The sequence below is a fragment of the Ornithinimicrobium humiphilum genome, from assembly GCF_006716885.1.
Classification (GTDB): Bacteria; Actinomycetota; Actinomycetes; order Actinomycetales; family Dermatophilaceae; genus Ornithinicoccus; species Ornithinicoccus humiphilus.
The window spans coordinates 47,404-72,745 of the sequence record NZ_VFPU01000001.1; the positions used below are offsets into that span (position 1 = coordinate 47,404).

General features: G+C 70.7%; 23 protein-coding genes, 2 tRNA genes and 2 pseudogenes. 17 read left to right on the forward strand and 10 right to left on the reverse strand.

Going from position 1 to position 25,342, the window contains the following annotated elements; genetic code table 11:
• The 4 genes from yidC to rpmH are packed head-to-tail and all read right to left on the reverse strand — an operon-like array spanning nucleotide 1 to nucleotide 1,954.
• Nucleotides 1-972 carry a membrane protein insertase YidC gene (yidC, locus tag FB476_RS00170; protein WP_141816987.1) on the reverse strand — a complete coding sequence of 324 codons (972 nt, stop codon included), beginning with the start codon at nucleotides 970-972 and terminating at the stop codon, nucleotides 1-3.
• 30 nt (nucleotides 973-1,002) lie between these two features.
• The gene (yidD, locus tag FB476_RS00175) at nucleotides 1,003-1,374 is read right to left on the reverse strand and encodes a membrane protein insertion efficiency factor YidD (protein WP_420359339.1); all 372 of its coding nucleotides are present in this window, start codon (nucleotides 1,372-1,374) and stop codon (nucleotides 1,003-1,005) included.
• A complete protein-coding gene (gene rnpA / locus FB476_RS00180) occupies nucleotides 1,371-1,790 on the reverse strand; it encodes a ribonuclease P protein component (RefSeq protein ID WP_141816988.1) in 420 nt (139 codons plus the stop codon). The genes yidD and rnpA overlap by 4 nt, the downstream gene beginning before the upstream one ends.
• 26 nt (nucleotides 1,791-1,816) lie before the next feature.
• Nucleotides 1,817-1,954 (reverse strand): 50S ribosomal protein L34, encoded by a 138-nt coding sequence (gene rpmH / locus FB476_RS00185; RefSeq protein ID WP_141816989.1) that lies wholly within the window; start codon nucleotides 1,952-1,954, stop codon nucleotides 1,817-1,819.
• 497 nt (nucleotides 1,955-2,451) lie between these two features.
• Between rpmH and dnaA the strand changes: the two genes are divergently transcribed.
• From dnaA to FB476_RS00225, 8 genes are all read left to right on the forward strand, one after another.
• Nucleotides 2,452-3,915 (forward strand): chromosomal replication initiator protein DnaA, encoded by a 1,464-nt coding sequence (gene dnaA, locus FB476_RS00190; protein ID WP_238329480.1) that lies wholly within the window; start codon nucleotides 2,452-2,454, stop codon nucleotides 3,913-3,915.
• A gap of 584 nt (nucleotides 3,916-4,499) precedes the next feature.
• Nucleotides 4,500-5,633, forward strand: a complete 1,134-nt coding sequence (gene dnaN, locus FB476_RS00195; RefSeq protein ID WP_141816991.1) for a DNA polymerase III subunit beta — start codon at nucleotides 4,500-4,502, stop codon at nucleotides 5,631-5,633.
• Nucleotides 5,634-5,673: 40 nt separating this feature from the next.
• Nucleotides 5,674-6,750 carry a phosphogluconate dehydrogenase (NAD(+)-dependent, decarboxylating) gene (gene gnd, locus FB476_RS00200; RefSeq protein ID WP_141816992.1) on the forward strand — a complete coding sequence of 359 codons (1,077 nt, stop codon included), beginning with the start codon at nucleotides 5,674-5,676 and terminating at the stop codon, nucleotides 6,748-6,750.
• Nucleotides 6,751-6,774: 24 nt separating this feature from the next.
• Nucleotides 6,775-8,004, forward strand: a complete 1,230-nt coding sequence (locus FB476_RS00205; RefSeq protein ID WP_141816993.1) for a DNA replication/repair protein RecF — start codon at nucleotides 6,775-6,777, stop codon at nucleotides 8,002-8,004.
• Nucleotides 7,997-8,584: a DciA family protein gene (locus FB476_RS00210; RefSeq protein ID WP_141816994.1), complete on the forward strand. Its 588-nt coding sequence runs from the start codon at nucleotides 7,997-7,999 to the stop codon at nucleotides 8,582-8,584. The genes FB476_RS00205 and FB476_RS00210 overlap by 8 nt, the downstream gene beginning before the upstream one ends.
• A 283-nt stretch (nucleotides 8,585-8,867) precedes the next feature.
• Complete coding sequence (gene gyrB / locus FB476_RS00215; RefSeq protein WP_141816996.1) at nucleotides 8,868-10,925, forward strand: DNA topoisomerase (ATP-hydrolyzing) subunit B; 2,058 nt, start codon at nucleotides 8,868-8,870, stop codon at nucleotides 10,923-10,925.
• 192 nt (nucleotides 10,926-11,117) lie between these two features.
• Nucleotides 11,118-13,691 carry a DNA gyrase subunit A gene (gene gyrA / locus FB476_RS00220; protein WP_238329711.1) on the forward strand — a complete coding sequence of 858 codons (2,574 nt, stop codon included), beginning with the start codon at nucleotides 11,118-11,120 and terminating at the stop codon, nucleotides 13,689-13,691.
• Nucleotides 13,688-14,419 (forward strand): DUF3566 domain-containing protein, encoded by a 732-nt coding sequence (locus FB476_RS00225; protein ID WP_238329481.1) that lies wholly within the window; start codon nucleotides 13,688-13,690, stop codon nucleotides 14,417-14,419. Before gyrA ends, FB476_RS00225 begins: the two co-directional genes overlap by 4 nt.
• 21 nt (nucleotides 14,420-14,440) lie before the next feature.
• Here FB476_RS00225 and FB476_RS00230 read toward each other — a convergent pair whose 3' ends face one another.
• Genes FB476_RS00230 through FB476_RS00240 form a run of 3 tightly spaced genes read right to left on the reverse strand, consistent with a single transcriptional unit; the run spans nucleotide 14,441 to nucleotide 16,485 of the window.
• Nucleotides 14,441-14,689: a helix-turn-helix transcriptional regulator gene (locus FB476_RS00230; protein ID WP_141817000.1), complete on the reverse strand. Its 249-nt coding sequence runs from the start codon at nucleotides 14,687-14,689 to the stop codon at nucleotides 14,441-14,443.
• Nucleotides 14,690-14,695: 6 nt separating this feature from the next.
• Nucleotides 14,696-15,556 carry an ABC transporter permease gene (locus FB476_RS00235; protein WP_141817001.1) on the reverse strand — a complete coding sequence of 287 codons (861 nt, stop codon included), beginning with the start codon at nucleotides 15,554-15,556 and terminating at the stop codon, nucleotides 14,696-14,698.
• Nucleotides 15,553-16,485, reverse strand: a complete 933-nt coding sequence (locus tag FB476_RS00240; RefSeq protein WP_202876866.1) for an ABC transporter ATP-binding protein — start codon at nucleotides 16,483-16,485, stop codon at nucleotides 15,553-15,555. Before FB476_RS00240 ends, FB476_RS00235 begins: the two co-directional genes overlap by 4 nt.
• Nucleotides 16,486-16,619: 134 nt before the next feature.
• On the opposite strand from FB476_RS00240, the gene FB476_RS00245 reads away from it, so the two are divergent.
• The 4 genes from FB476_RS00245 to FB476_RS16740 all read left to right on the forward strand — a co-directional run bounded on the left by FB476_RS00245 (nucleotide 16,620) and on the right by FB476_RS16740 (nucleotide 17,569).
• A tRNA-Ile gene (locus FB476_RS00245) sits at nucleotides 16,620-16,696 on the forward strand.
• 30 nt (nucleotides 16,697-16,726) lie between these two features.
• Nucleotides 16,727-16,855, forward strand: a complete 129-nt coding sequence (locus FB476_RS16735) for a DLW-39 family protein (RefSeq protein WP_238329482.1) — start codon at nucleotides 16,727-16,729, stop codon at nucleotides 16,853-16,855.
• Between the two features lie 64 nt (nucleotides 16,856-16,919).
• Nucleotides 16,920-16,992, forward strand: a tRNA-Ala gene (locus FB476_RS00250).
• 292 nt (nucleotides 16,993-17,284) lie between these two features.
• A complete protein-coding gene (locus tag FB476_RS16740) occupies nucleotides 17,285-17,569 on the forward strand; it encodes a hypothetical protein (protein ID WP_238329483.1) in 285 nt (94 codons plus the stop codon).
• Here FB476_RS16740 and FB476_RS16745 read toward each other — a convergent pair.
• Both FB476_RS16745 and FB476_RS00260 read right to left on the reverse strand, forming a co-directional pair.
• Nucleotides 17,552-18,604, reverse strand: a pseudogene (locus tag FB476_RS16745) (recombinase family protein); the annotation flags it as partial. The gene FB476_RS16740 and the pseudogene FB476_RS16745 overlap by 18 nt on opposite strands.
• On the reverse strand, nucleotides 18,601-18,882 hold the full coding sequence (locus tag FB476_RS00260) for a hypothetical protein (protein ID WP_141817003.1): 282 nt from the start codon (nucleotides 18,880-18,882) through the stop codon (nucleotides 18,601-18,603). The pseudogene FB476_RS16745 and the gene FB476_RS00260, both read right to left, overlap by 4 nt.
• 150 nt (nucleotides 18,883-19,032) lie before the next feature.
• On the opposite strand from FB476_RS00260, the gene FB476_RS00265 reads away from it, so the two are divergent.
• The 5 genes and pseudogenes from FB476_RS00265 to FB476_RS00285 all read left to right on the forward strand — a co-directional run.
• Nucleotides 19,033-19,578, forward strand: coding sequence for a TetR/AcrR family transcriptional regulator (locus FB476_RS00265; protein WP_141819662.1), 546 nt, complete (start codon nucleotides 19,033-19,035; stop codon nucleotides 19,576-19,578).
• Nucleotides 19,579-19,739: 161 nt separating this feature from the next.
• On the forward strand, nucleotides 19,740-20,354 hold the full coding sequence (locus FB476_RS00270) for a TetR/AcrR family transcriptional regulator (RefSeq protein ID WP_006901568.1): 615 nt from the start codon (nucleotides 19,740-19,742) through the stop codon (nucleotides 20,352-20,354).
• Nucleotides 20,347-21,036, forward strand: a complete 690-nt coding sequence (locus FB476_RS00275; RefSeq protein WP_141817004.1) for a YqeB family protein — start codon at nucleotides 20,347-20,349, stop codon at nucleotides 21,034-21,036. The genes FB476_RS00270 and FB476_RS00275 overlap by 8 nt, the downstream gene beginning before the upstream one ends.
• Before the next feature lie 82 nt (nucleotides 21,037-21,118).
• Nucleotides 21,119-21,592, forward strand: coding sequence for a hypothetical protein (locus tag FB476_RS00280; RefSeq protein WP_141817005.1), 474 nt, complete (start codon nucleotides 21,119-21,121; stop codon nucleotides 21,590-21,592).
• Nucleotides 21,593-21,692: 100 nt separating this feature from the next.
• Nucleotides 21,693-22,737 (forward strand): annotated as a pseudogene (locus tag FB476_RS00285) (ISL3 family transposase); the annotation flags it as partial.
• A 357-nt stretch (nucleotides 22,738-23,094) separates the two neighbouring features.
• On the opposite strand, the gene FB476_RS00290 reads toward FB476_RS00285, so the two are convergent.
• Nucleotides 23,095-25,239, reverse strand: coding sequence for a cell wall-binding repeat-containing protein (locus FB476_RS00290; protein WP_141817007.1), 2,145 nt, complete (start codon nucleotides 25,237-25,239; stop codon nucleotides 23,095-23,097).
• Between the last annotated feature and the right edge of the window lie 103 nt (nucleotides 25,240-25,342).

The window sequence follows — 25,342 nt, forward strand, 5'->3', positions numbered from 1 at the left end:
TCAGCGCTTCTTGGAGCGCTTCTTGCTCTTGGGCTGCGTGCGCTGGCCGGTGCGCTGCTGCGTCTCCGCCGACGCCGCCTCGCGCTCCTTGAGCAGGTTGGGGTTCTTGAGCTGGATGCCCGAGGCGTCACGACCCTTGCGGGCCATCCGCTCGCGGTACTTCTTCTCCGCGGGCGAGCCGGGCGCCGGCATGTTGCGGATGACGAAGAACTGCTGGCCCATCGTCCACAGGTTGCTGACCGTCCAGTAGATGAGCAGCGCGACCGGGAAGTTCACACCTGTGACGGCGAAGACGATCGGCAGGATGTAGATCAGCATCTGCTGCTGCTTGGCCATCGGGCTGTTGAGCGCCTCGGGCGACATGTTCTGGCGCATCAGCTGGTGGCTGGTGATGAACTGCGTCGCCGACATCACGACGATGAGGACCGCCGAGAGGATCTTGGCGGAGGTGTCCTGGTCGTGCAGGAAGGTCGAGGTCAGCCCCGCGCCGAGGATCTCGGAGTTGGCCATCTTGGTGGCGAGCTCGAAGGAGAACAGGCCCAGCGGGTCGGCCCGGCCGTCGGAGACCGCCTCGGCGCTGTTGAGCAGCCGGAACAGCGCGAAGAAGAACGGCATCTGGATGAGGATCGGCAGGCAGGCGCTGAAGGGGTTGGCCCCCGCCTCGCGGTAGAGCGCGAAGGTCTCCTCCTGGAACGCCTTCTGCGAGGCCTGGTCCTTCTTGCCCTTGTAGCGGGCCTGGATCTTGGCCAGCTCGGGCTGGACCATCTGCAGCCGGCGCTGGCTCTTGATCTGCCGGATCATCAGCGGCGTCAGCAGCGCACGCAGCGTGATGACGAGGCCGACGATGGCCAGCACCCAGGTCCACCCGCTCGTGTCCGGCAGGCCCAGCCGGGTCAGCAGCCACTCGAAACCGACCAGGATGGCGGAGTCGAACCAGATGAACGGGAAGAGGATGGTGTCGAAGAAACCCATGGAGTCCTCAGGGTCGGCGGCGAGCGGGGCTCACCGGGAAGCGGGGTCGGGGCGCCCTGGGGCGCCGGTCCCGACGTGGTCGTGGGTGCAGGGGACGCCCTCGGGGCGTCGGCGCGGCGGGACGTGGTCCACGCCCCCGCGCGCGAAGGGGTTGCACCGGAGCAGCCGCAGCAGCGTCAGCCAGGTGCCGCGCACCGGGCCGAACCGCTCGAGGGCCGTCACGGAGTAGGCCGAGCAGGACGGGTAGTAGCGGCACACCGGCCCGAGCAGCGGCGAGATCGTGCGTTGGTAGAGGCGGACGAGCAGCACCAGCGGCAGCGCCGCACGGCTGCGGGGCTCGCCCTCCGCGACCCCGCCGCGGTGCACGTCGCGCAGCTCGTCGGTGGGGGCCACGGCGGTCACCGCGTCCTCCGGCCGGACCGCATCACCTGCGCGAGCGCGGCGTCGAGCGCCTCGCCCAGCTGCGAGGAGCTCGCGGTGGCCGAGGGTGGCAGGGCGCGCACCACGAGGTCGGACCCCTCGGGGAGCCGGTCCAGACGCGCGGCGACCTGGGCGCGGAGCCGACGCACGACGCGGTGCCGGACCACCGATCCCCCCACGGCCTTGGACACCACAAAACCCACGCGCGGCGAACGCGTGGGTGGTGGGTCCGGGCTCGCCCCCGCAGGACCGCCCGAGGAGCCGGAGCCCTCGGGGCGTGCCAGGTGCACCACGAGCAGGTCGGTGCCCGCCCGGGCCCTGCGCGCCCGACCGGGACCTCCGCGCAGCACGGCGCGGTAGTCCTGGGGACGCGTCAGGCGGTGCCGTCGCGGGAGCATCTGCGGCTGCCGGGGGCGGCCGCGGCTCAGGCGGAGATGGAGGAGCGGCCCTTGCGACGGCGGGCGGCCAGGATGGCGCGGCCCGCACGGGTGCGCATCCGCAGGCGGAAGCCGTGCTTCTTGGCGCGGCGGCGGTTGTTCGGCTGGAACGTACGCTTGCTCATCGTTGGTGCTCCGGTGACGGGGACCGAGGGGAACGGTCCGTGGTTCATGGACGGTCGTCGTTGCGCAGGACTGCGGCAGCGACGACCGGTGCGACTTCGGCCGCCGACGAAAGCCCACACGCCGACGGGAACCGGGCGACATCTGGTGTCGATCCCCGGTCCGGCGCACCCATGGGCAGGCGAAAGCGGCCGAAACGGCCTCGTCCCACGGTACGGGAGCGCCGGCCCCAGGGTCAAACCAGCGCCGGGGGACGCAGCTCGTCAGGGGTGTCACGAGGCGAACCCGCCATCATCCACGGTCTGCGAACCCACGTGCCGGAGACACGCCGAACGGGTGCAAGAATGTCGTCCCGAATCCGGGAGGGACACTTGCCGGACGCTGACCCGGGCTGTTAGCGTCGCGGCTTCACCGCCCTTTCCACCGGTTCGTCCACACCCTGTGGACAATTCTGTGGACAATGTATGTGCCGGCCTATGACGAGGGGGATGAGCAGTTCGTGAGCGCGCAGTCCCCCGTCGACTCCGCCGCCGTGTGGAACCGCGTCGTCGCCACGATCGAGTCCCGGGGGGTCACCGCCCGCGACCGCGCCTTCCTCCGCCTCACCCAGCTCGTCGGGCTGCTCGACAGCACCGCGCTCCTGGCCGTGCCCTACCAGCACACCAAGGACACGCTCGAGACCACGCTGCGGCAGCCGATCGTCGAGGCGCTCGCCTCCGAGCTGGGTCACGACGTGCGCCTGGCGATCACGGTCGACGAGGACCTGCGCAAGCAGGTCGAGGACGAGAGCGACGAGGCCCCCGCCGCGCCGGCCGCGCCTCCGGAGGAGCCGCCCGCGGCCTCCGGCCGCACGGCATACCGTCCCAACGGGTCGTCCCCCGACGTGCAGCGCGCCTCGGGGGGTGCGGCCCAGACGGCCGGCGCCGAGGACGCCCGACTGAACCCGAAGTACACCTTCGACACGTTCGTGTCCGGCTCGTCCAACCGCTTCGCGCACGCCGCCTCGCTCGCGGTCGCCGAGTCCCCGGCACGCGCCTACAACCCGCTCTTCATCTACGGGGAGTCGGGACTGGGCAAGACCCACCTGCTCCACGCGATCGGGCACTACGCGCGCAGCCTCTACCCGGGCGTCCGGGTCCGCTACGTGAACTCCGAGGAGTTCACCAACGACTTCATCAACAGCATCCGCGACGACAAGGCCGGTGCCTTCCAGCGCCGTTACCGCAACGTCGACTTCCTGCTCGTGGACGACATCCAGTTCCTCCAGGGCAAGGAGCAGACGGTCGAGGAGTTCTTCCACACCTTCAACACGCTGCACAACAGCGAGAAGCAGGTGGTGATCACCTCCGACCAGCCGCCCAAGCGGCTCTCCGGCTTCGCCGAGCGCATGCGCAGCCGCTTCGAGTGGGGCCTGCTCACCGACGTGCAGCCGCCCGACCTCGAGACTCGCATCGCCATCCTCAAGAAGAAGGCGGCGCAGGAAGGCATGCAGCTGCCCGACGAGGTGCTCGAGCTCATCGGCAGCAAGATCAGCACCAACATCCGCGAGCTGGAGGGCGCGCTGATCCGTGTCACGGCCTTCGCGTCGCTGTCGAGCACGCCCCCCGACGCCGCCCTGGCCTCGCACGTGCTCAAGGACATCATCCCGAGCAGCGAGTCGGCCGCGATCACCGTGACGACGATCATGGCCGAGGTCGCCGACTACTTCTCCATCAGCATGGACGAGCTGTGCGGCACCTCCCGCTCGCGAACGCTCGTCAACGCCCGGCAGATCGCGATGTACCTGTGCCGGGAGCTCACCGACCTCTCGCTGCCCAAGATCGGGCAGGAGTTCGGCGGCCGCGACCACACGACGGTGATGCACGCCGAGCGCAAGATCCGCCAGCTCATCGGCGAGCGGCGCGCGCTGTACGACCAGATCACCGAGCTCACCGGCATCATCCGCAAGGCCTCCGCCCGCTAGCCGAAGGCCCGTCCTCCGTCATACCCACGTTGTCCACAGGCTGTGGACGAACCTGTGGGTTGTTCCGATGACCCGTCCTGCCCGTCGCGGCACGGTTCTTCGAGGCTTCAGGCCGTCCCCGGAGGGTGTGGACGGCCTGTGGACGGGCTGCGGACGACACCCCCCGCGCCCTGGGGACGGGTGGTGCGTGGCGGGCGCGCTCCTGTGGAGGGCGCTCCTGCGTCCACACCGACCCGCTCGTCGTCCGCAGGGACGTCCACCCGTGGTGCACACCCCCTGAGCACCCCTGGTCATGCCCTCCGACCTGCGAGGACGAGCCGCCGCGAGCACGTCGTCCACAGCATCCACAGGCCCGATGACGATGACGAGTTCCCACCAGGAGAGAAGTTCGCCCCGCGTCCCTGGGGACGGGCGACCGCTGCGGGTGCGGGCCGTGGCAGAGTGGTCGTGCGCGATCCTGCCGGGGGAGCCGACCGCCGATGGACCTGGCGGCAAGTCTCATGACATGCTGCACTCCCCCGCGTGCCGCCCCCGGCGAGCTCGCGTCCCGTTGTCGTCCGAGTTGAGCCGAAAGGCACTGTGCCGTGAAGTTCCGTGTCGAGCGCGATGTCCTGTCCGAGGCCGTGGCCTGGGTGGTCCGTGGGCTCAGCAACCGTCCCCCCGTCCCCGTGCTCGCCGGCGTCCTGCTCACCGCGGACCCCGAGGGCACCCTGACGCTCTCCGCCTACGACTACGAGGTCTCCGCGACCGTCACCGTGGAGGCCGACGTCACCGAGGGTGGCCAGGTCCTGGTCCTGGGCCGGCTCCTCGCCGACATCGCCCGCAACCTGCCGGCCAAGCCGGTCGAGGTCGCCACCGACGGCGCCAAGGTGCAGCTCACCTGCGGCTCGAGCCGATTCGCGCTCATCCAGATGCCCGTCTCGGACTACCCGCAGCTGCCGACGCAGGCCGAGCCCAGCGGCAGCATGGCCGGCGACGTCTTCACCCAGGCCGTGCACCAGGTCTCGATCGCGGCCGACCGCGGCGACACCCTGCCGATCCTCACCGGAGTCCGGGTCGAGATCGACGGCGAGAAGGTCACCATGCTGGCGACCGACCGCTACCGGCTCGCGCTGCGCGAGTTCACCTGGAGCCCCGCCTCCCCCGACGCGGGCCACGTGAGCCTCATCCCGGCGCGCACGCTGTCGGAGACGGCCAAGGCGCTGGGCGCCGCCGGTTCGGTCAACGTCGCCTTCGGCGACGCCTCGCGCTCGGACGGCCTTGTCGGCTTCGAGGCCGGTCAGCGCCGCACCACCACGCGCCTGCTCGACGGCGAGTACCCCAAGGTCACCTCGATCTTCCCGACCTCGGTCGACACCGTCGCGGTCGTCGACACCCAGGCCCTCATCGAGGCCGTGCGCCGCGTCGCCCTCGTGGCCGAGCGCAACACCCCGGTCCGCCTGCGCTTCACCGACGGCCAGCTGGCCATCGAGGCCGGCACCGGCGACGACGCCCAGGGCAGCGAGGCCGTCGAGGCCTCCCTGACCGGTCCCGAGATCGAGATCGCCTTCAACCCGCAGTTCCTCCTCGACGGGCTGGGCGTCCTCAACGCCCCCTACGCCCGCCTGGCGTTCACCCAGCCCTCCCGCCCGGCGGTGCTGTCCGGTCAGGCTGAGATCGACGGCGAGTCCGACGAGTCCTACCGTTACGTCCTGATGCCCGTGCGCTTCGCCGGCTGACCGCCGGCGAGCCGCCGCCCCACCGAGACGAGGAGACGCGATGAAGATCGGCATGATCGGCCTGGGCAAGATGGGCGGCAACATGCGGCAGCGCCTCGCCCGCGCGGGGCACGAGGTCGTGGGATTCGACCTCGACGAGAGCCTGCGCGACGTGGGCTCGCTCCCCGAGCTCGTCGAGGCCCTCGACGCGCCGCGCATCGTCTGGGTGATGGTGCCCCACGGCGAGCCCACCCGCCGCACCGTCGAGGAGCTCGGCGAGCTGCTCGAGGAGGGTGACCTGGTCATCGAGGGCGGCAACAGCAAGTTCACCGAGGACGCCGAGCTCGACGCCATCCTGTCCGCCAAGGGCATCGGCTACCTCGACTGCGGTGTCTCCGGCGGCATCTGGGGCCTGGAGAACGGCTACGGCCTGATGTGCGGCGGTCGGGCCGAGCACGTCGAGATGGCGATGCCGATCTTCGACGCGCTGCGCCCCGAGGGCCCCCGCGAGGAGGGTTTCGTCCACGCCGGCGACGTGGGCGCCGGCCACTACGCCAAGATGGTCCACAACGGCATCGAGTACGGCCTCATGCACGCCTACGCCGAGGGCTACGAGCTCCTCGCCGCCAAGGACATCGTCAAGGACGTCCAGGGCTGCTTCCAGGCGTGGAGCCGTGGGACGGTCGTGCGCTCCTGGCTGCTCGACCTCGCCGTCAAGGCGCTCGACGAGACCCCCGGTCTCGAGGGGATCAGCGAGTACACCACCGACTCCGGCGAGGGACGCTGGACGCTGGAGGAGGGCATCGAGATGGCGGTGCCCATGCCCGTGCTCGCCGCTGCGCTCTTCGCGCGGTTCGCCTCCCGCCAGGAGAACTCCCCGGCGATGCAGATGGTGGCCGCGCTCCGCGGCCAGTTCGGCGGCCACGCCGTCAAGATGCTCGAGGACGAGCTCGGCGAGGGCCAGGTCGAGGTGCACCACGCCGCCGAGCCCAAGCAGGACGACGCCGGTGAGGCGCGCGTCGGCGCGGAGGGCGAGGGCTCGGGCGGCTCCGCCGACGACGCGGGTCCCTCGTCCGGATCCGGCTCCACGGGTGGCGGCTCCGGCCCGACCTCGGGCAGCGGCGACACCGACCGCTGAGCCGGGAGGACCCCGAACGCCCCCGTGCACCTGAGTCACCTGTCCCTCACGGACTTCCGCAGCTACGCCACGGCCGACGTCTCGCTCGCCCCCGGCGTCACCGTGCTGCTCGGCCGCAACGGCCAGGGCAAGACCAACCTGGTCGAGGCGGCGGGCTACGTCGCCACCCTGGGCTCGCACCGCGTGGCGCAGGACGGCCCGCTGGTCCGGGCCGGGGCCGAGACCGCGGTCATCCGCGCCACGGTGGTGCGCGACGGCCGCGAGACGCTGGTCGAGCTGGAGATCGTGCCGGGACGCGCCAACAAGGCCCGGCTCAACCGCTCGCCGGTGACCCGGCAGCGGGACGTCCTCGGGACGCTGCGCACCGTGCTCTTCGCCCCGGAGGACCTCGCCCTCGTCAAGGGCGACCCCTCCGAGCGACGGCGCCTCCTGGACGACCTCCTGGTCGCGCGTCAGCCGCGGTGGGCGGGCGTGAGGGCCGACTACGAGCGGGCGCTGAAGCAGCGCAACGCGCTGCTCCGGTCCGCGGCGCCGCTGTGGCGGGAGCCCCGCCCGGGCCGGGGACGCGGTGCCGGCCCCCGGCTCGCCCCCGGGGAGAGCCTCGAGGACGCGCGGGCCTCGGCGCTGTCCACGCTCACGGTCTTCGACACCCACCTGGCCCAGATCGGTGGGGCCCTGGTCTACGCCCGGCTGCGGCTGCTGCGCGACCTGCGGCCCTACCTGTCCTTGGCCTACGCCACCATCAGCGACAGCGACACCCACGCCGGGGCCACTTATCGTTCCTCCCTCGCGGAGGGCACCCCGGTCGCCGAGGCCGTCGCGCGCGGCGAGGTGCCGGAGCAGGAGGAGGTGGTGGCCGCGCTGCTGGCGTCCCTGGAGCAGGTGCGCAGCCAGGAGCAGGAGCGCGGGGTGACCCTGGTCGGGCCGCACCGCGACGACGTCCTGCTGCAGCTCGGGGAGCTCCCGGCGAAGGGCTACGCCTCGCACGGGGAGTCGTGGAGCCTGGCGCTGGCGCTGCGGCTCGCGGGGTTCGCGCTGCTGCGGCACGACCTCGGGACCGATCCCGTGCTGGTGCTCGACGACGTCTTCGCCGAGCTCGACGTGGGCCGGCGCGAGCGGCTGGCGGACCTGGTGGCGGACGCCGAGCAGGTGCTGGTCACGGCCGCCGTGCCCGGTGACGTGCCCGACCGGCTCCTCGAGGGGCAGGGTCGGGTCCTCGACGTGGTCCTCGGGTCGGTGACCGGTCGTGACTGAGCCGCCGCGCGATCCCGCTGCGGACGACGACGCCCGGGCGACCGGGGTCCCCGAGGGGACCGGCCCCGACCTGCCCGAGGGGGAGGCCGACCCGCTGCTCGCCGCCCGCGAGGCCCTGGCCCGCGCCCGCCGCAGCGCCCGGGCCCGTGGCCTGCGACCGGGCGCCCCCGCAGGGGCCGGGCGCCGGCGTCTGCCGCCCTCGACGGGGAAGAGCACCATGGACAAGCGCGACCCGCTCCCCGTGGGCTCGGAGATCGAGCGGCTCGTGGCCAGCCGCGGCTGGGACGCCGAGGTGCAGGTCGGGTCGGTGGTCGGCCGGTGGGCCGACATCGTCGGCCCGCAGGTCGCCGCCCACGTCGAGGTCGTCGCGTTCGAGGGGACGGTGCTCACCGTCCGGGCGGTCTCCACGGCCTGGGCCACCCAGATGCGGCTGCTGCTCTCCAGCGTTCTGAGCCGGATCGAGCAGGAGGTCGGGCCTGGCGTCGTCACCGAGATCGTGGTGCGGGGACCGGGTGGTCCGTCCTGGCGCAAGGGTCCGCTCTCCTCCGGTGGCAGGGGCCCCCGGGACACCTACGGCTGAGTCCGTGGACGGGCTCGTCCGGTATGCGGGAAGGCCCTGCTCCCGCCCGCGGGAGGGCCGCCTGCTGGACGCCGATCTGCGCGCCTGAGGCCCCCGGTGACGTGAGGGGGGTGGGTCAGGGGCGGATTCTTCGGCCAGATCGGCATAAAACCGCACCAGAAGGGCTGTGGAATGCGGGTTTGCCAGGGCCGAACGGGTAAGATCGGGATGTTGTCCATGTTTGGTCCCCAACCCGAGGAGCACCGTGCCTGAGGTCGGTCCCGAGACCCCGAACGAGCCCGCCATGCCGGAGCTTCCGGAGGCGACACCCACGGAGGGGGATCCCGAGTCCCTGGCCACCAGCCCGGCCTACGACGCCTCGGCGATCCAGGTCCTGGAGGGCCTCGAGGCCGTCCGCAAGCGCCCGGGCATGTACATCGGCTCCACCGGCGAGCGCGGTCTGCACCACCTCGTCTACGAGATCGTCGACAACTCCGTCGACGAGGCGATGGCCGGCTTCGCCGACCACGTCGAGGTCACGCTGCTCGCCGACGGTGGCTGCCGGGTCGTGGACAACGGCCGAGGCATCCCCACCGACATCCACCCGGTGGAGAAGCGGCCCGCGGTCGAGGTCGTCCTCACCGTCCTGCACGCGGGCGGCAAGTTCGGCGGTGGCGGCTACAAGGTCTCCGGCGGCCTCCACGGCGTCGGCTCCTCGGTCGTCAACGCGCTCTCGGACCGCATGGAGGTCGAGGTGCGGCAGAAGGGCCGTGTCTACCGCCAGGCCTACGAGCTCGGCGTGCCGCTGGCCCCGCTCTCGGAGGACGAGGAGATCCCGGCCGACGAGACCGGCACGACCATCACCTTCTGGCCGAGCCCGGACATCTTCGACACCGTCGTCTTCGACTTCGAGACCCTGCGCGCCCGCCTGCAGCAGATGGCCTTCCTCAACAAGGGGCTGACCATCACGCTGACCGACGAGCGCCCGGTCGAGCGGGACGAGGACGAGGAGGCCATCGAGGAGGACACCGACAGCGACGCGGCGGTGGCCGACAAGGCCCGCACCGTCTCCTACCGCTACGACGACGGCATCCTCGACTACGTCAAGCACATCAACCGCAGCAAGCGGGCCGAGCCGATCCACGAGGGCGTCGTCGCCTTCGAGCTCGAGGACCCCAAGCGCCAGCTCAGCCTCGAGGTCGCGATGCAGTGGACCGCGGCCTACAGCGAGTCGGTCCACACCTACGCCAACGCGATCAACACCTACGAGGGCGGCACCCACGAGGAGGGCTTCCGGGCCTCCCTGACCCGCCTCGTCAACGACTTCGCGCGCACCCACAAGCTGCTCAAGGAGAAGGACGACAACCTCACCGGCGACGACGTCCGCGAGGGCCTGACGGCCGTCATCTCCGTCAAGCTCGGCGAGCCGCAGTTCGAGGGTCAGACGAAGACCAAGCTCGGCAACTCCGAGGTCAAGGGCTTCGTCCAGGCGGCGATGACCGACCGCTTCGGCGCCTGGCTGGAGTCGCACCCGCGCGAGGGCAAGCAGATCGTCAGCAAGGCGATCAACGCCGCCACCGCCAGGATCGCGGCCCGCAAGGCGCGCGACGCCACCCGGCGCAAGGGCCCCCTGGAGAGCCTGGGCCTGCCCGGCAAGCTCAAGGACTGCCAGTCCAAGGACCCGGCGGTATCCGAGGTCTTCATCGTCGAGGGTGACTCGGCGGGCGGCTCGGCCGTCTCCGGCCGCGACCCCCACAACCAGGCGATCCTGCCGATCCGCGGCAAGATCCTCAACGTCGAGAAGGCCCGGCTGGACAAGGTCCTCGCCAACCTCGAGGTGCAGGCGCTCATCAGCGGCTTCGGCACCGGCATCGGCGAGGACTTCGACATCACCAAGGCCCGCTACCACAAGATCGTCCTCATGGCGGACGCCGACGTCGACGGCATGCACATCCGCACGCTGCTGCTGACGCTGCTCTTCCGCTTCATGCGGCCGCTCATCGAGCACGGCTACGTCTACCTCGCGCAGCCGCCGCTCTACCGTCTCAAGTGGGCCAACGCCGACCACGAGTTCGCCTACTCCGACCGCGAGCGCGACGCGCTGATCCAGCAGGGCCTGGCCAAGGGGTGGCGTCTGCCGAAGGACTCCGGCGTGCAGCGCTACAAGGGTCTGGGCGAGATGAACCCGCAGGAGCTGTGGGAGACGACGATGAACCCCGAGACCCGGGTGCTGCTCCAGGTGACGCTCGAGGACGCCGCCGCGGCCGACGAGATCTTCGCCGTGCTCATGGGAGAGGACGTCGAGTCACGGCGCGGGTTCATCCAGCGCAACGCCAAGGACGTTCGGTTCCTAGACATTTAGCCCTGACCGGCACCGACGACATACCTGCACGACCGAGACCCAAGGTGAACTGTGGCTGACGACGATCTGCCTGACCTGCCCACGGACGAGACCGCCACCGACGTGGACGAGAACCCCGACCCGCGGACGGCCCCCGTGGACCGCTCCGACGGCGAGACCGACCGCATCGAGGCCGTCGACCTCAACGCCGAGATGCAGCGCAGCTACATCGAGTACGCGATGAGCGTCATCGTCTCGCGTGCGCTGCCGGACGTGCGGGACGGCCTCAAGCCGGTGCACCGCCGCGTCGTCTACGCGATGTACGACGGTGGCTACCGGCCCGACCGCGGCTTCAACAAGTGCGCGCGCGTCGTGGGCGACGTCATGGGTCACTACCACCCGCACGGTGACTCGGCGATCTACGACGCCATGGTGCGCCTGGTCCAGCCCTGGTCGCTGCGCTACCCCCTCATCGCCGGCCAGGGCAACTTCGGCACGCCGGGCGACGAGGGCGCTGCCGCCCCGCGGTACACCGAGTGCCGGATGGCCCCGCTGGCCATGGAGATGGTGCGGGACATCGACGAGGGCACCGTCGACTTCACCGACAACTACGACGGCAAGACCAAGGAGCCGACGGTGCTGCCGTCGCGCTTCCCCAACCTGCTCGTCAACGGCTCCGCGGGCATCGCGGTCGGCATGGCCACCCAGATCCCGCCGCACAACCTGCGCGAGGTCGCCTCAGCCGCCCAGTGGCTGCTGGAGCACCCCGAGGCCACCCGCGAGGAGCTGCTGGAGAAGACCCTCGAGCTCGTCCCCGGCCCGGACTTCCCGACCGGCGCCCGGATCATGGGCCACAGGGGCATCGAGGAGGCCTACCGCACCGGTCGCGGCTCGATCGTGCAGCGCGCGGTCGTGGAGGTCGAGGAGATCCACGGCCGGCAGTGCCTGGTCGTCACCGAGCTGCCCTACATGGTCAACCCGGACAACCTGGTCCGCAAGATCGCCCAGCTGGTCAACGAGGGTCGCCTGGCCGGCATCGCCGACCTGCGCGACGAGACCTCCGGCCGCACCGGTCAGCGCCTGGTCATCGTGCTCAAGCGCGACGCCGTGGCCAAGGTCGTCCTCAACAACCTCTACAAGCACACCCAGCTGCAGACCAACTTCAGCGCCAACATGCTGGCGCTGGTCGACGGCGTGCCGCGCACCCTGCCGATCTCGGCCTTCGTGCGCCACTGGGTCGACCACCAGGTCGAGGTCATCGTCCGCCGGACGCAGTTCCGCCTCGACGAGGCCGAGAAGCGCATCCACGTGCTGCGCGGTCTGCTCAAGGCCCTCGACATGCTCGACGAGGTCATCGCGCTCATCCGTCGCAGCCCCTCGGCCGACGACGCCCGCGAGGGCCTGATCGAGCTGCTCGGCATCGACGACATCCAGGCGCGCGCGATCCTCGACATGCAGCTGCGCCGCCTGGCCGCGCTCGAGCGTCAGCGCATCATCGAGCAGCACGACGAGCTGCAGGCCCTCATCGAGGACTACCAGGACATCCTGGCCCGTCCCGAGCGGCAGCGGCAGATCATCAGCGACGAGCTGGGGACCATCGTCGAGCGCTACGGCGACGACCGCCGCACCCAGATCGTGCCCGACGAGGGCGACGTGTCGATGGAGGACCTCATCCCCGAGGAGGACGTGGTCGTCACCATCACCCGCGGCGGCTACGTCAAGCGCACCCCGGTGCGCGAGTACCGCCCGCAGAACCGCGGCGGCAAGGGTCGCCGTGGCGCTGCGCTGCGCGCCGACGACGTGGTGGAGCACTTCTTCATCACCAGCACCCACCAGTGGATGCTGTTCTTCACCGACGCCGGCCGCGTCTACCGCGCCAAGGCCTACGAGTTCCCGGAGGGCGGGCCGACCGGCAAGGGCCAGCACGTCGCCAACCTCATGGCCTTCCAGCCCGGGGAGCGGATCGCCCAGGTCCTGACGATCAAGGACTACCAGCAGGCGCCCTACCTGCTGCTCGCCACCCGTCGCGGCCTGGTCAAGAAGTCGCGCCTGGCCGACTACGACTCCCCCCGCTCCGGTGGCCTCATCGCGATCAACCTGCGCGACGAGGACGAGCTGGTCGGTGCGCAGCTGGCATCGGCCTCCGACGACGTGCTCCTCGTCTCCCGCCGCGGCCAGTCGGTGCGCTTCACCGCCACCGACGAGGCGCTGCGGCCCATGGGCCGGGCCACCTCCGGTGTCACGGGTATGAAGTTCCGCCCGGGCGACGAGCTCCTCTCGATGTCCGTGATCCCCCAGGGCGACGACCCCTACGTCTTCGTCGTCTTCGAGACCGGCATGGCCAAGCGCACCCCGGTGTCGGCCTACCGCGTGCAGGGCCGAGGCGGCCTGGGCATCAAGGTGGCCAAGACCAACGGCAAGGGCGGCGAGCTCGTCGGCGCCCTCACGGTCCACAGCGGCGACGAGGTCCTCGTCGTCATGGAGCGCGGCAACGTCGTGCGGTCCTCCGTCGACCAGGTGCGGGTCACCGGGCGCGACACCGCCGGCGTCATCTTCGCCTCGCCGGCCAAGAACGACTCGATCGTGGCCGTGGCGCGCAACGCCGAGGGCAGCGCGATGGAGGAGGTCGAGGAGATCGGGGCCGACACCCCGGAGGCGGACGGCACACCTGACGCCGAGGGCGGGGAGACCACGCCCGAGGGGACCGATGCCGTACCGTCGGAGGTGTCGGCGGAGCCCGTCCCGGCCGACGAGACCACCGAACCCCCCACGGGAGACGATGAATGAGCACCACCCCCGGCGCCCCCTCGGGTTCGTCGCCGACCCCCGGTGACGAGACGCAGGCCCACCCGCGGGTGAGTCCCGAGGGGTCGGGCGGCTCGTCCGGCGAGGGCGCGGCCGACCGCTCCACCGCGGCCAAGATGCGCGACGGCGCCATGGCCCGCACCGCGTCGGGCCGTGACCTGGCCTCCCGCCGCGCCCGCGCCCTCCGGGGTGCGACCAGCGGCGGCCTGGCCGCCGGGTCCGCGGCGGGTGCGACCGCCGGGCGCGCGGCCTCCTCCTCCCGGAGCGCGGCCCCGTCCTCCTCGGCACGACCCTCGGGCTCGACCTCGCGCGGTTCCCGTCCGGCACCGCGCCGCGGCGGTCCCCGCCGGGTGCGGCTGACGGCCCAGCGGATCGACCCGTGGTCGGTGCTGAAGATCAGCTTCCTCGTCTCCGTGGCGCTCGGCATCGCCGGTGTCGTCATGGTGGCGCTGCTGTGGACGGTGCTGTCGGGGATGAACGTCTTCTCGACGATCAGCGACTTCTTCACCCAGGTCACGAGCGGCGAGACCGGCGGCCCGTCGTTCGACCTCATGGACTACTTCGGCTTCGGCCGGGTGGTCTCGCTCGCGGCGGTGCTGGGCGTGCTCAACGTCTTCCTGCTCACCGCGCTGGCGACGCTGACGGCCTTCCTCTACAACATCTGCGCCGCCCTCGTCGGCGGTGCGCAGGTCACGCTCTCCGACGAGTGACCCCGGCCTCCCCCGCCCGGCTCAGCTGCCGAGGCGGGGGAACTCCGTCAGGGAGAAGACCACCTCGACGGGCACCTCGAAGTAGGCGGCGATGCGCAGCGCCAGGTGCAGCGAGGGGCTGTACTCGCCGCGCTCGAGGTAGCCGATGGTCTGGTAGTGCACGCCAAGGGCCTCGGCGAGCTGGCGACGGCTGATGCCCCGCTCCACGCGGAGCATGGCGATGCGGTTGTGGATGGTCTCCGCGCCTGAGACCTGCTGCGGGGGCGTCATCGGGGCTCAGTACCCCCGCTGCATGACGCGCTCACGGGCCGCGGCCACGACGCTGCCGGACTGACGGCGGGCCATCCGGCGCAGCAGCACCGGGGAGACCACCAGGCCGACGACGGTCCACGCCAGCAGGACGGCGAGGGTGAGGCCGAGACGCCACTCCCCTCCCACCTCGACGGCCGCGGCATCGGCGGGGAGCAGCACGGCGCGGAAGGCGCGGCCGATCCAGTACATCGGCGTCGCCTGGGCCAGCCACTGCGCCCACGTCGGCATCAGCGAGGCGGGGAAGAACAGGCCCGAGACGACCGCGAGGGCGTAGATCGCGATCATCGACCAGGCCAGGCCCACCATGGAGCGGAAGATCGCCCCGAGGACCGCGCCCCAGGGCATCATCGCGGCCACGGTGAGCAGGAAGACGACGAGCAGCAGCAGCCAGCCGCCCACGGTGGACGGGAGCGTGTCCTCCGGCAGCAGCACCATCGCGCCGACGACGGCCGGCACGACGGGCACGAGGGCGTCGACGGGGGTGACGAAGAGCTTGGAGAGCAGGTGGCCGGTCATGCCGTGCGGCACGGCCTTGGCCCGCAGCAGGGTGCCGTCCTCACGCTCCTGGTGCAGCTCGCCCGCCACGCCCATGATCGCCGCCGCGACCACCCCGAAGCCGAGGAAGCCGGCGAAGACGTAGCCGCCCGCCGCGACGACGCCGTCGGCGAAGTCGACGTCGCGCAGGAAGAGCAGCACGGCGATCAGCACGACGGGCACGAAGAGGGTGCCGATGCCCGAGGGCGAGGTCCACTTGCGGATCAGCGTGGTGCGCGCCTGCCGCAGGGCGGCCTGCAGCACCGCCCGGGGAATGGTCGGGCCGGTCATCGGGCCACCTCCTGGATGCTCTGCAGCGGGCCGAGGTCCTCGCCGCTCTCGGCGCGGCGGACGAGCTCGAGGTAGACGTCCTCGAGCGAGGCCGCTCGCACCTCCACCACCTGGACCTCGCCGGGGCGGCGGGCCAGCACGTCGGTCAGGTATGCCGTGGGGTCGGGCTCGGCGTGCACCGTCACCTGCCCGGTGGTCAGGTCGCGCAGCCGCACCTCGCTGGAGCGCGACAGCTCCATCCGGAGCTGGTCGGGGCTGCCGTCCGCGACGAGGGAGCCGCCGGCGAGGATGAGCAGCCGGTCGGCGACCTTCTCGGCCTCGGCGAGGTCGTGGGTCGTCAGCAGGATCGTGGTGTCGAGGTCGGCCAGGTCGGCGAGCAGGTCGTGCACGTCGCGCCGGCCCGCGGGGTCGAGGCCGGTCGTCGGTTCGTCGAGGAAGAGCAGCTCGGGGCGGCCGACGAGGCCGATCGCGACGTCGAGCCGGCGGCGCTGGCCTCCGGAGAGCCGGTCGATGCGCTTGCCGGCGTGCTCGGCCAGCCCGACGCGCTCGAGAAGCTCGGTGGTGTCCCAGGGTCGGGGCACCTCGGGGGTCGAGAAGGGGGCGTAGTAGCCGCCCATGACCTCGAGCAGGTCGCGGACCTTCCAGTAGGCGTGGTCGCGCCAGCTCTGCAGCACGACCCCGACCCGGGACCGCCAGTCCTCGGGGGCCGACTGCGGGTCGACGCCGAGGACCTCGACGGTGCCGCCGCTGCGGCGACGGAAGCCCTCGAGGATCTCCACCGTGGTGGTCTTGCCCGCCCCGTTGGGGCCGAGCAGGGCCACCACCTGGCCCCGCGGGATGTCGAGGTCGACCTGGTCGAGCACGACGTGCTCGCCGTAGGCCATGGTGAGCCCGCGGCAGCTGACGACTGGCGTTCCCCTCGCGTTCATGCTGCGAAATGTAGCAGGAGTACTACATACGGGGATAGATCTTGGGTGGGGAGGGTCGAGGTGGCCCCCTGGATTTGGGGACGCCGACGACGGTGCGGTAACCTCGTGCGTCGCGTGACCCACGTGGTTCGCACGGGCCTATAGCTCAGTCGGTTAGAGCGCTTCCCTGATAAGGAAGAGGTCACAGGTTCAAGTCCTGTTAGGCCCACCACCAACGTCGCCGTCGGACGAGGGAGACACCATGAAGCGCCTGCTGATGTTGGCCGCTGTCGCCGCCGGCGTTGCCGTCCTGAAGAAGCTCCAGGACACCCAGGCCGAGCGGGAGCTCTGGGCCGAGGCCACGGACGACGTGACCTCCCCCGGTCAGTGACCTGACGGGCCTCCCTCTTCACAACTGAACACCCCGGCACGCCCTGCCCAGGGCGCACCGACACGGGGGCGTGGCGCAATTGGTAGCGCACCTGCTTTGCAAGCAGGGGGTTAGGGGTTCGAGTCCCCTCGCCTCCACCCAAGACGACGTACTAGAACACCTGACATCGGTTGACGTCGGTTCTGGTGTCAGGGCGGCGAACGGCTCAGCGAGTCGGATCGTCGCCCTTTCGTCTTCGCTGATGTCGATGCGGTCGTAGAAGGTCTGGTTCGCGAGGCGCCGGCCGTGGTCGTCGGTACGGGCATACATCTGCCCGCAGTCCACCAGGAGCCGCAGCGCTGTGCCGAGGTGTTTGCGGGGGCCTTCGTGGTGGCCGTGCTCGGTGGTGAGGCGCCGGTCGATGTCGGTTAGGCCAATGCGGATGCGGTCTTGGTGGCGCTTGAGTGTGTCGAGGTCGATGGCGTCGGCGAAGTGCGCAGCCAGCAGCTTGTCACTCTCGGCCTCCAACCTCTTACGGTTGGCGGTCAGCTCAGCCAGGGCCTGGGAGCGGGAGGCGAGGCGTTCGTCGAACGCGGCGTCGACTTGCTCGGCCAGAGTCGTGTAGGTCTGCTCGCTGATGGAGATCTCTTGGTAGCAGTCCTCGACGAGCTTCTCGGCGACGCCGACCGGGACGGCTTTGCGGGTGCAGGGTTTGCGGCCGGTGGCTCGTCCTGAGCAGACGTAGTAGGCGTAGCGGATGCCCTGCTTGTTCTTCGCATAGTCCAACTGGAGCCGTGATGCGCAGGTGCCGCAGTACAAAGTGCCCTTGAGGTAGTGGTCGTGACGCCTACGCCGCTCCGAGGCCGTGCCGCGGGCTTCGAGCAGGGTCTGGACCTGCTGCCAGGTCTCCACGTCGATGAGTGGTTTGTGGTTGCCGGGGTGGACGGCGCCCTTGTAGCGGACCTGGCCGACGTAGTAGGGGTTCCGCAGCAGCTTGAAGAACGTCGAGCGCCCTACCGGCCCGGAGGGTCGCTTCGGCGTCGCCACGGTGGTCAGGCCCCGTGCGGTGACTTCTGCGAGGAGGTCGGTGACGGAGTAGTCGCCGGTGGCGTAGGCGGTGAAGGACCATCGGATCAGATGCGCCCGCTCGGGGTCGATCTCGACGGTGCGGTACTCGCGGCCCTGCTCGTCGTGCTTGCGGACGTTCAGATAGCCGATGGGAGCGCGCATGGGTGTGCCACCTGCGGCGACCTTCTGCGTCAGCCCTTTGGTGACCTCAGAAGCGAGATTCTTGGAGTAGAACTCCGCAATGCTCGACATGATCCCGTGCAACAGCATGCCGGAGGGAGTCTCGTCGATGTTTTCTGTGGCTGAGACGAGTCGGACGCCGGCTTCGACGAGGCGGCGGTGAATCTCGACATCGTCGAGTCTGTTGCGGGCCAGGCGGTCGACCTTGTGCACGATGCAGTAGGTGACCTGATGGGAGGCGATGTAGTCCAGCATCCGCTGCAAGTCCGGCCGGTCGGCCGAGCGTGCGGACTCGCCCGCGTCGACGAACTCCGCCACGATCCGCGCACCCAACGCCTCGGCCTTACGGCCGTTGGCTTCACGCTGAGCCGGGATGGAGAACCCCTCATCGCGCCCGCCCTTGGAGGCCTGCTCCTTGGTCGAGACACGCTGATAGGTCACCGCCGTCACCGACGGCGCCTCGTCCTCGACCGCCGTGGTCGCGGCCACTGGTCCAGGTCCGGTGGGTTCTGTGATCGTCATCGTGGTCGCCTCCTCGTGTTCGCCGCCGCCTGCTGTCCCTGCCCGGCGGATGGAGCGGCAGCATCTCCATCGTCTCGCGCCGCTTGGACATCCCGAGGTGCCTGAGCCTCTCCGGTGTCCGCGTCCGGCGCGCGGTGCGCCTCGGCCACCTCCTCGGCGTGGAGGCTGTCGGCCAGGTGCAGCACCAGCCCGACAAGCCGCCGCATGTCCGGCTCAGCCTTCACGACCGGTTCGGCGCTCAAGCGGCGTCCGGTCTCGGTGGCGCGGTGGTACTTCATGAACGATAGGTGCGCGCCCGTTCCCAGCACAACGGTCCAGAATGGAGATAAAACAACCTGCGCCGATGCAAGATGCCAGCGCTGGCAGGCCGAAGATCGTGTCATACCAGTAGGTACAGAACCGCGCCGATGACGGCTAGCGTGGAGAAGATGGGACGCCGACCGTATGACAGCAGGGACAGGCTCATCGCCGCGATGAGCCACCTGATGTCCGAGCGGGGCTACACCGCCACCAGCCCGAGGATGGTTCTGGACCGTGCGGGACTCGGCAAAGGCAGCCTGTACCACCACTTCGACACCAAACAGGACCTCGGACTCGCGGCGATCGAGACCATGCGCCCTCGACATGTTCGGTCCCTGGCGAAGTTCCTCGACGACCAGCCCTCCGCCAGCGACTACCTGGCCCACGCGCTCACGGTCACCTTCGACAAGCGCGACGGCCAAGCCCTCATCCGCCTGCTCGCCGACCCCACTGTCGGGGCCAGTCCCGAGCTGGGCGCAGCCGTCAAGCAGTGGCTGGCCGACATCCAAGCCGCCGGTGTCAATGCGCTGCGAACCGATGAGCACGACCAAAAGAAGCCGCGGTTGGCGGGTGAGCTTACGTCGATCGTTCGAGCCCGCAGTGCCACGGTGCTCGGTCACGCGCTGCTCGGATTGTCCTCCTGGATCCCGCTGACCCCTGACCAGACTCCCTGAGTCCGCGGTGGGCATGTGACGTACCGGCCCGCCGTGGCGGCGAGCGCGGCGTTACGCCGGCACCGCGTTGCTTGACGTGGACCCCACAGCCGGCAGGTGGGTTGTCCTGAGTCATGCCCCCATCGTATTCTTTGACTGACTGATCAGGTAATGATTGGAGAATGGTGCCGAGACGAGCTGATCCGGAGCGGATCGCGCAGAAGCGGGAGCAGATCGCCGTGGAGGCTGGCCGTCTGTTCGCCGCTCAGGGCTATGACCGCACGAGCGTCGCGGAGGTCGCCAAAGCGGTCGGCACGAGTCCGGCCAGTGTCTTCTACTACTTCGAGGACAAGGCTTCCTTGTTCCGGGCGGTGTTCGAGCGTGACCTGCCTGCCGCCGAGGCGTTGATCGCCCGTCATGTCGAAGCGCCCGACCCGGTGACGGCGATCTTGGACGTACTCGACGCCCTGGCCCGAGACGCCGCCGACCCGTCGGCCTCGGGCATGCTGATCGAGCTGCTACGCCGCGCTGGCGATGACCCCGAGCTGCTCGCCGTGGTGGGGCGCACCGCAAACGTCCTACGTGAGGGCCTGGCCGCGCTGATCTCTCGCGGGATCACCGAGGGAGCCATCGACCCGGACCTGGACGCCACCGAGACGGCGGCCTGGTTGCAGGCCATCGTCGATGCGACCTATCTCAACGCCCGGCCAGGGCACTCCCCACATATCGAGTTGCACCGCACCGTGCTGGGTTACCTCAACCCTCCGCAAGGCCGCCAGGAGGAACCTAATGGCTGAGAACACCGTCAACGTATCGATCCCACGGCGATGGATCGTCGGCATGCACGCGGCAGGCGCACTGCTCGGCTTCGGCGCCGCCTTCGTCATCGGACCGCTCGTGACCTGGCTGCTCGGGCTCGCCGGTGACGCACCCGGTCCGCTGCGCTTGGCTGCGGGCCTGCCCCTGGTCTGGGCGATCCCGGTACTCACTCTGGCTGGGCTCGGTGTCGGGTTCTGGTTCGCCAAAGAGTGGCAGAAGGAGAACGGCACCATCACAACCACTCCCGAGGGAGTGACGGTGCACCGTGCCGGGAGCAACCGCTACGTCGCTCGTGAACGTATCGGCGGTGTGTTCACCGACGGTCGCGACCTTATCGTCACCGACAGCGCCACGAACGAGCTGCTGCGCGTCAATACCGACAAGGTGCTCGTCGACAGGCTGCGCGACGCCTTCGAACGCTTCGACTACCCCTGGCAAGGAACACGAGACCCCCACGACCACGCCTTCGCCACCTGGGTCGACGGCAGCGGGCTGCTGGATGCCCGCACGCACGACCTCCTGCGAGCCCGGCAACGTGCGCTGGCCGACAAGCGTCCCGGCGCCGCCGAGGACGCCCGAGACGAACTCCGCAACCTCGGCATCGCCGTACGCGACCGCCACGACGCCCAGCAGTACCGGGTCATCGGGCGCGGCGAGTAGTAGCCAGTCGACAGAGGAGAACTCGAACGCATGCATCCGGCAACCCGCTCACGGACTGTCGTGTAAGAGCCCCGAGATCCCTATGCGAGGCCTGAATGAGTGCCAGTACGGACCTATCGCCGCTTGCACCCGCTCCATCCGATCGCCGACGGCGCCGGTCAGTTACCACTGCGCGAGACTAGTCGTCGTCCGCGACGGCTCGGCGATCCTGACGAGTGAGTTCGGCGAGAAGCCCGTTAGGGTCGGCGATGTCATCGCACTGGCCCCCGACACCCCATGTGGGAGTGAACCCGAGGGCACGATCACCATCACGACGGTGTACTTGGACCACGACTACATCGTCGATCAAGTGTTCTGGCAGCACTCCGCGTTGCTGGCCGACCGGTGGGACGCGCGGGACTTCGCCGACGAGCTGTACCCGGAGCGCGCGCAGATTCTCCGTCTCGGTGAAAACGGTGTCCGAAGGCTGGCGCCCTGGTTAAACGAACTGGTTGCACTCAGCGCCGACAGCCCGTCACCGGAGAGGTTTCACGGCTCTTCGCAGATGAGGGTGTAGAGGGGGCTGGCGCGTCGATCCGGGGTAGACGTCGAGGCCCTCCGAAGATGGAAGTTCTCACACTGCCCATCCGGAAGACCTCGACGTGCCCGACGCTACCCCTCATCGTGCGGTGCTCGCCTGCCGGGTCGTGGACCCGGACGACTGGTGCAAGGGGTGCGGCTGCCAGGGCGTCCCGCGTGACACCGTGACCAGGGAGCTGGCGCACGAGCCCTTCGGGTGGCGCCCCACGACCCTGCTGGTGACGGTCCGCCAACGACGCCGTCCTGGCCGAGGGCCAACGGCTGCTCATCGCCGACCCGGCCCGCCTCGACGGCGTCCGCGTCGTAGGTGTTGATGAGCACGTGTGGCGGCACACGAGGCGCGGTGACAAGTACGCCACCGTGGTCATCGACCTCACCCCGGTCCGCGACGGCACCGGCCCTTCCCGACTGTTGGACGTGGTCGAGGGCCGCTCGAAGAAGGCGTTCAAGGACTGGTTGGCGCAGCGGGACCAGGCCTGGCGGAGTGGGATCGAGGTCGTCGCCATGGACGGCTTCGCCGGGTTCAAGACCGCCACCACCGAGGAGCTGCCCGACGCCGTCACGGTGATGGATCCGTTCCACGTGATCCGCCTGGCCGGCGACGCGCTCGACGGGTGCCGTCGCCGGGTCCAGCAGGAGCTCCACGGTCACCGCGGCCGTAAGGGCGACCCCCTCTACTCCGCCCGGCGGACCCTGCACACCGGCGCGGACCTGCTCACCGATCGCCAGCAGGACCGCCTCGTCAAGCTCTTCGCCGGCGAGCGGCACGTGCAGGTCGAGTGCACCTGGGGCATCTACCAGCGCATGATCGCCGCCTACCGGGACCCCGACCGCGCTGGCGGCCGTGTCGAGATGCGCTCGGTCATCGACGCCCTCACCGACGGCGTGCCCAGGCCGCTGGTCGAGCTGCGCGCGCTCGGCCGCACCCTGGCCCGCCGGGTCTGCGACGTCCTGGCCTACTTCGAACGGCCCCGCACCAGCAACGGGCCTAGCGAAGCCGTGAACGGACGACTCGAGCACCTGCGCGGCCTAGCCCTCGGCTTCCGCAACCTCACCCACTACATCGCCCGAGCACTGCTTGAGGCCGGCGAATTCAGGCCACGACTACACCCTGAATTGTGAAGAGCCCGTTAAGCCGGTCGGCGCTTCGTGTGCTCCCACACTGTCACCCGATGGATGCCGAAGCGCTTTGCGATCGACAGGACGCTCTCACCGCTCGCCCGGGCGGTTCGGATAGCGTCCACTTCCCTCTCGGTCAGCGGTGTTCGAGACCGTCTCGTTGGGTTCGACACCACCCCCGGCTCGGGCTCGGACGCCGGTGGCTGTTCGCTCGCGATGCCCCGTCTCGCCTGCTCCCACGCCGAACTCAGCCGTTCGAGCCGACGTTGGGTGTTCGGTTTGGGTCCAGCCGGGTCCACCCGTGACGAAGGCCCCTCCCGACCGGGAGGGGCCTTCGTCGTCGCTGGGGACGGCGTGCTCTCAGCAGACCCGGTAGCCCGCCGACCACGACAGCACGCCGGTCCCGCCGGCCAGCCGCGACAGCGTGATGCCCAGCGCGGTGTAGGCGGCGTTGACCGACCCCGGACGGCAGTCCTTCTTGACCAGGAGCACCGGGCTTCCGTGGCGTGCCGCGAGCTGGGTGGCGACGACCGCGTCGGCGGAGCCGTAGGCGTTGGCCACCACGGCCGCGGACGCCGAGTCGAAGGCGTCCATGGCGACGAGGGCGCTGGTCTCGAAGCGATCGCCGCCGCCCACGCGGTCGACCTGCGCCCCCGGCAGCAGCGAGGCGACCTGCGCGCGCACTGGCTCCGACACCGACAGCTCCCCGCCCAGCACGACGACGCGCGAGGGCTGCAGGGTGGTCAGCGCGGTCGCGGTCACCGAGGGCAGCCGGCCCGGTTGCGTGAGGACCACGACGGCGTCCTGCTCGGCCGCGGCCGCCGCGGCGCTCAGCGCGTCCGCCAGCTCGGTGCCCGCGGCCAGGTAGACGGTCCCGCCCGGCCGCCCGTTCTGGGTGGCCAGCATGGCCGCCGTCTCGTAGCGGTCGGACCCGTGGACCCGCTGGACGGTGTAGCCCGCCGTCGTCAGCTGGCCGACCACCGAGGGGGCGATCGCCTCCTCACCGCCGACCAGCACGACCTCGCGGACGCCCAGCGCGTCCAGCGAGGCCATCGTGTCGATCGGCACGGTCGCGGTGCGGGTCAGCATCACGGCGGCACCGGTCTGCGCCGCGATCGGCCCGACCCCGAGCGCGTCGGCGATGTGGTTCCCCGAGGCGAGGTATGCCGTGCGGGCACCTTCCAGGTAAGCGCGCCGCGCGATGCCGGCGGCCACGGCATACCGGTCCGCGCCGCCGTGCCGCTGCACGGCGACGGGGTCCTCGGCGTGGTCGGCGGCGACCCGCGCCCGCAGCGTGTCCATCAGCGCGTAGAGCTGCCAGCCGGGGCAGAGCGTGTCATCCACGTCGCGGTGACCGTGGACGACGTCGAGCGTCCGCGTCCAGCCGAAGTAGGGGTTCTCGTAGTCCACGGTCGTGCCGGGGGTGACGCCGTGGGTGGCGAGCTCCCAGGCCGTCAGCTCCGACAGCGCGGTGAGCTCGGTGGCCCACACGATGGCGGTCTCGTGGTTGCCCAGCACGGAGACGCCGGTCCAGTCGCGGTTCATGCCGAAGGCGTGCGCCAGCTGGATGTTCTCCTCGACGCCGCCGGCCCGGCCCTCCCAGACGCGGCCGTACTTGTCGACGAGCGCGGCATAGCCGATGTCGTCCCACTGCAGCGTCTGCCCGTGGTAGTAGAAGATGCCGCGGATGATCGACGGCACGTCGGTCGAGGCGTAGTCGTTGACGCCCGCGGTGTGGTGGACGGTCACGCCCATCTTGGGGAAGTCGTGGACGAGGTCGATCGGCCGCGACACGCGGGGCGCGGACTCGTCGGCGCCCCAGTCGGCGCGGGTGCCGATGACCAGCTCGTTGGAGGTGACGGGCAGGGCCGCCACGGCCGCGGCGTCGTCGGCCGTGGCCTGCGTGGTCCAGACCTCGACGGAGGCGTCGCTCGCCTCGCCGACCAGCCGGACCTCGACCTCCGCCGGGCCCACGACCACGTCGCCGGTGGTCGCCCGCGTCACGGCCAGGTCGTCGGTGACGGGCTCCCCCGAGGCGTCCGTCACGTCGGTGCTGGCGTGCGCGAGCGGGTCGCCGGACGACCGCTCGACGGGGGTGGCGTCGTCCAGCGGCGCCCACTCCCCCCAGGCCCCGTCCGGCGTGCGCAGGCGCAGCTCCGCCGCGGCCGGCTCGGGACCGGTCCACCGCAGGCCGAGGACGTGCACGCCCTCACCGAGGGACAGCGTGGTCGCGCGCGAGGGCCCGCTGGGCGTGGCGTCGGTGCCGGGCAGCACCCGGGCGGCGACGTCGGCCCCGAGGGGCACGCTCCGGTGCGTGGCGCCGGGGTCCGCCCCGGCGGCACCGGGCGCGTCGGAAGCACCAGGAGCAGCAGCGGCGGGCGGCGCCGCCGGCGCAGCACCGACCGGGGTCGTGGTCAGGGACAGGGCGGCGACGAGCGAGACGACCCCGAGGGCCGCCCCTCCTCGTCGCGGTCGTCGGGACAGAGGGCGAGGCAGCAGTCGCATGGGTCACTCCGGTGGTCGGGCGCCCGAACTGCCGGGCGACCCGGAGGCGATAAGGACATGCCATGAAACCACGTCCGTCCCACGCGCAACATCCCCCGGTGGG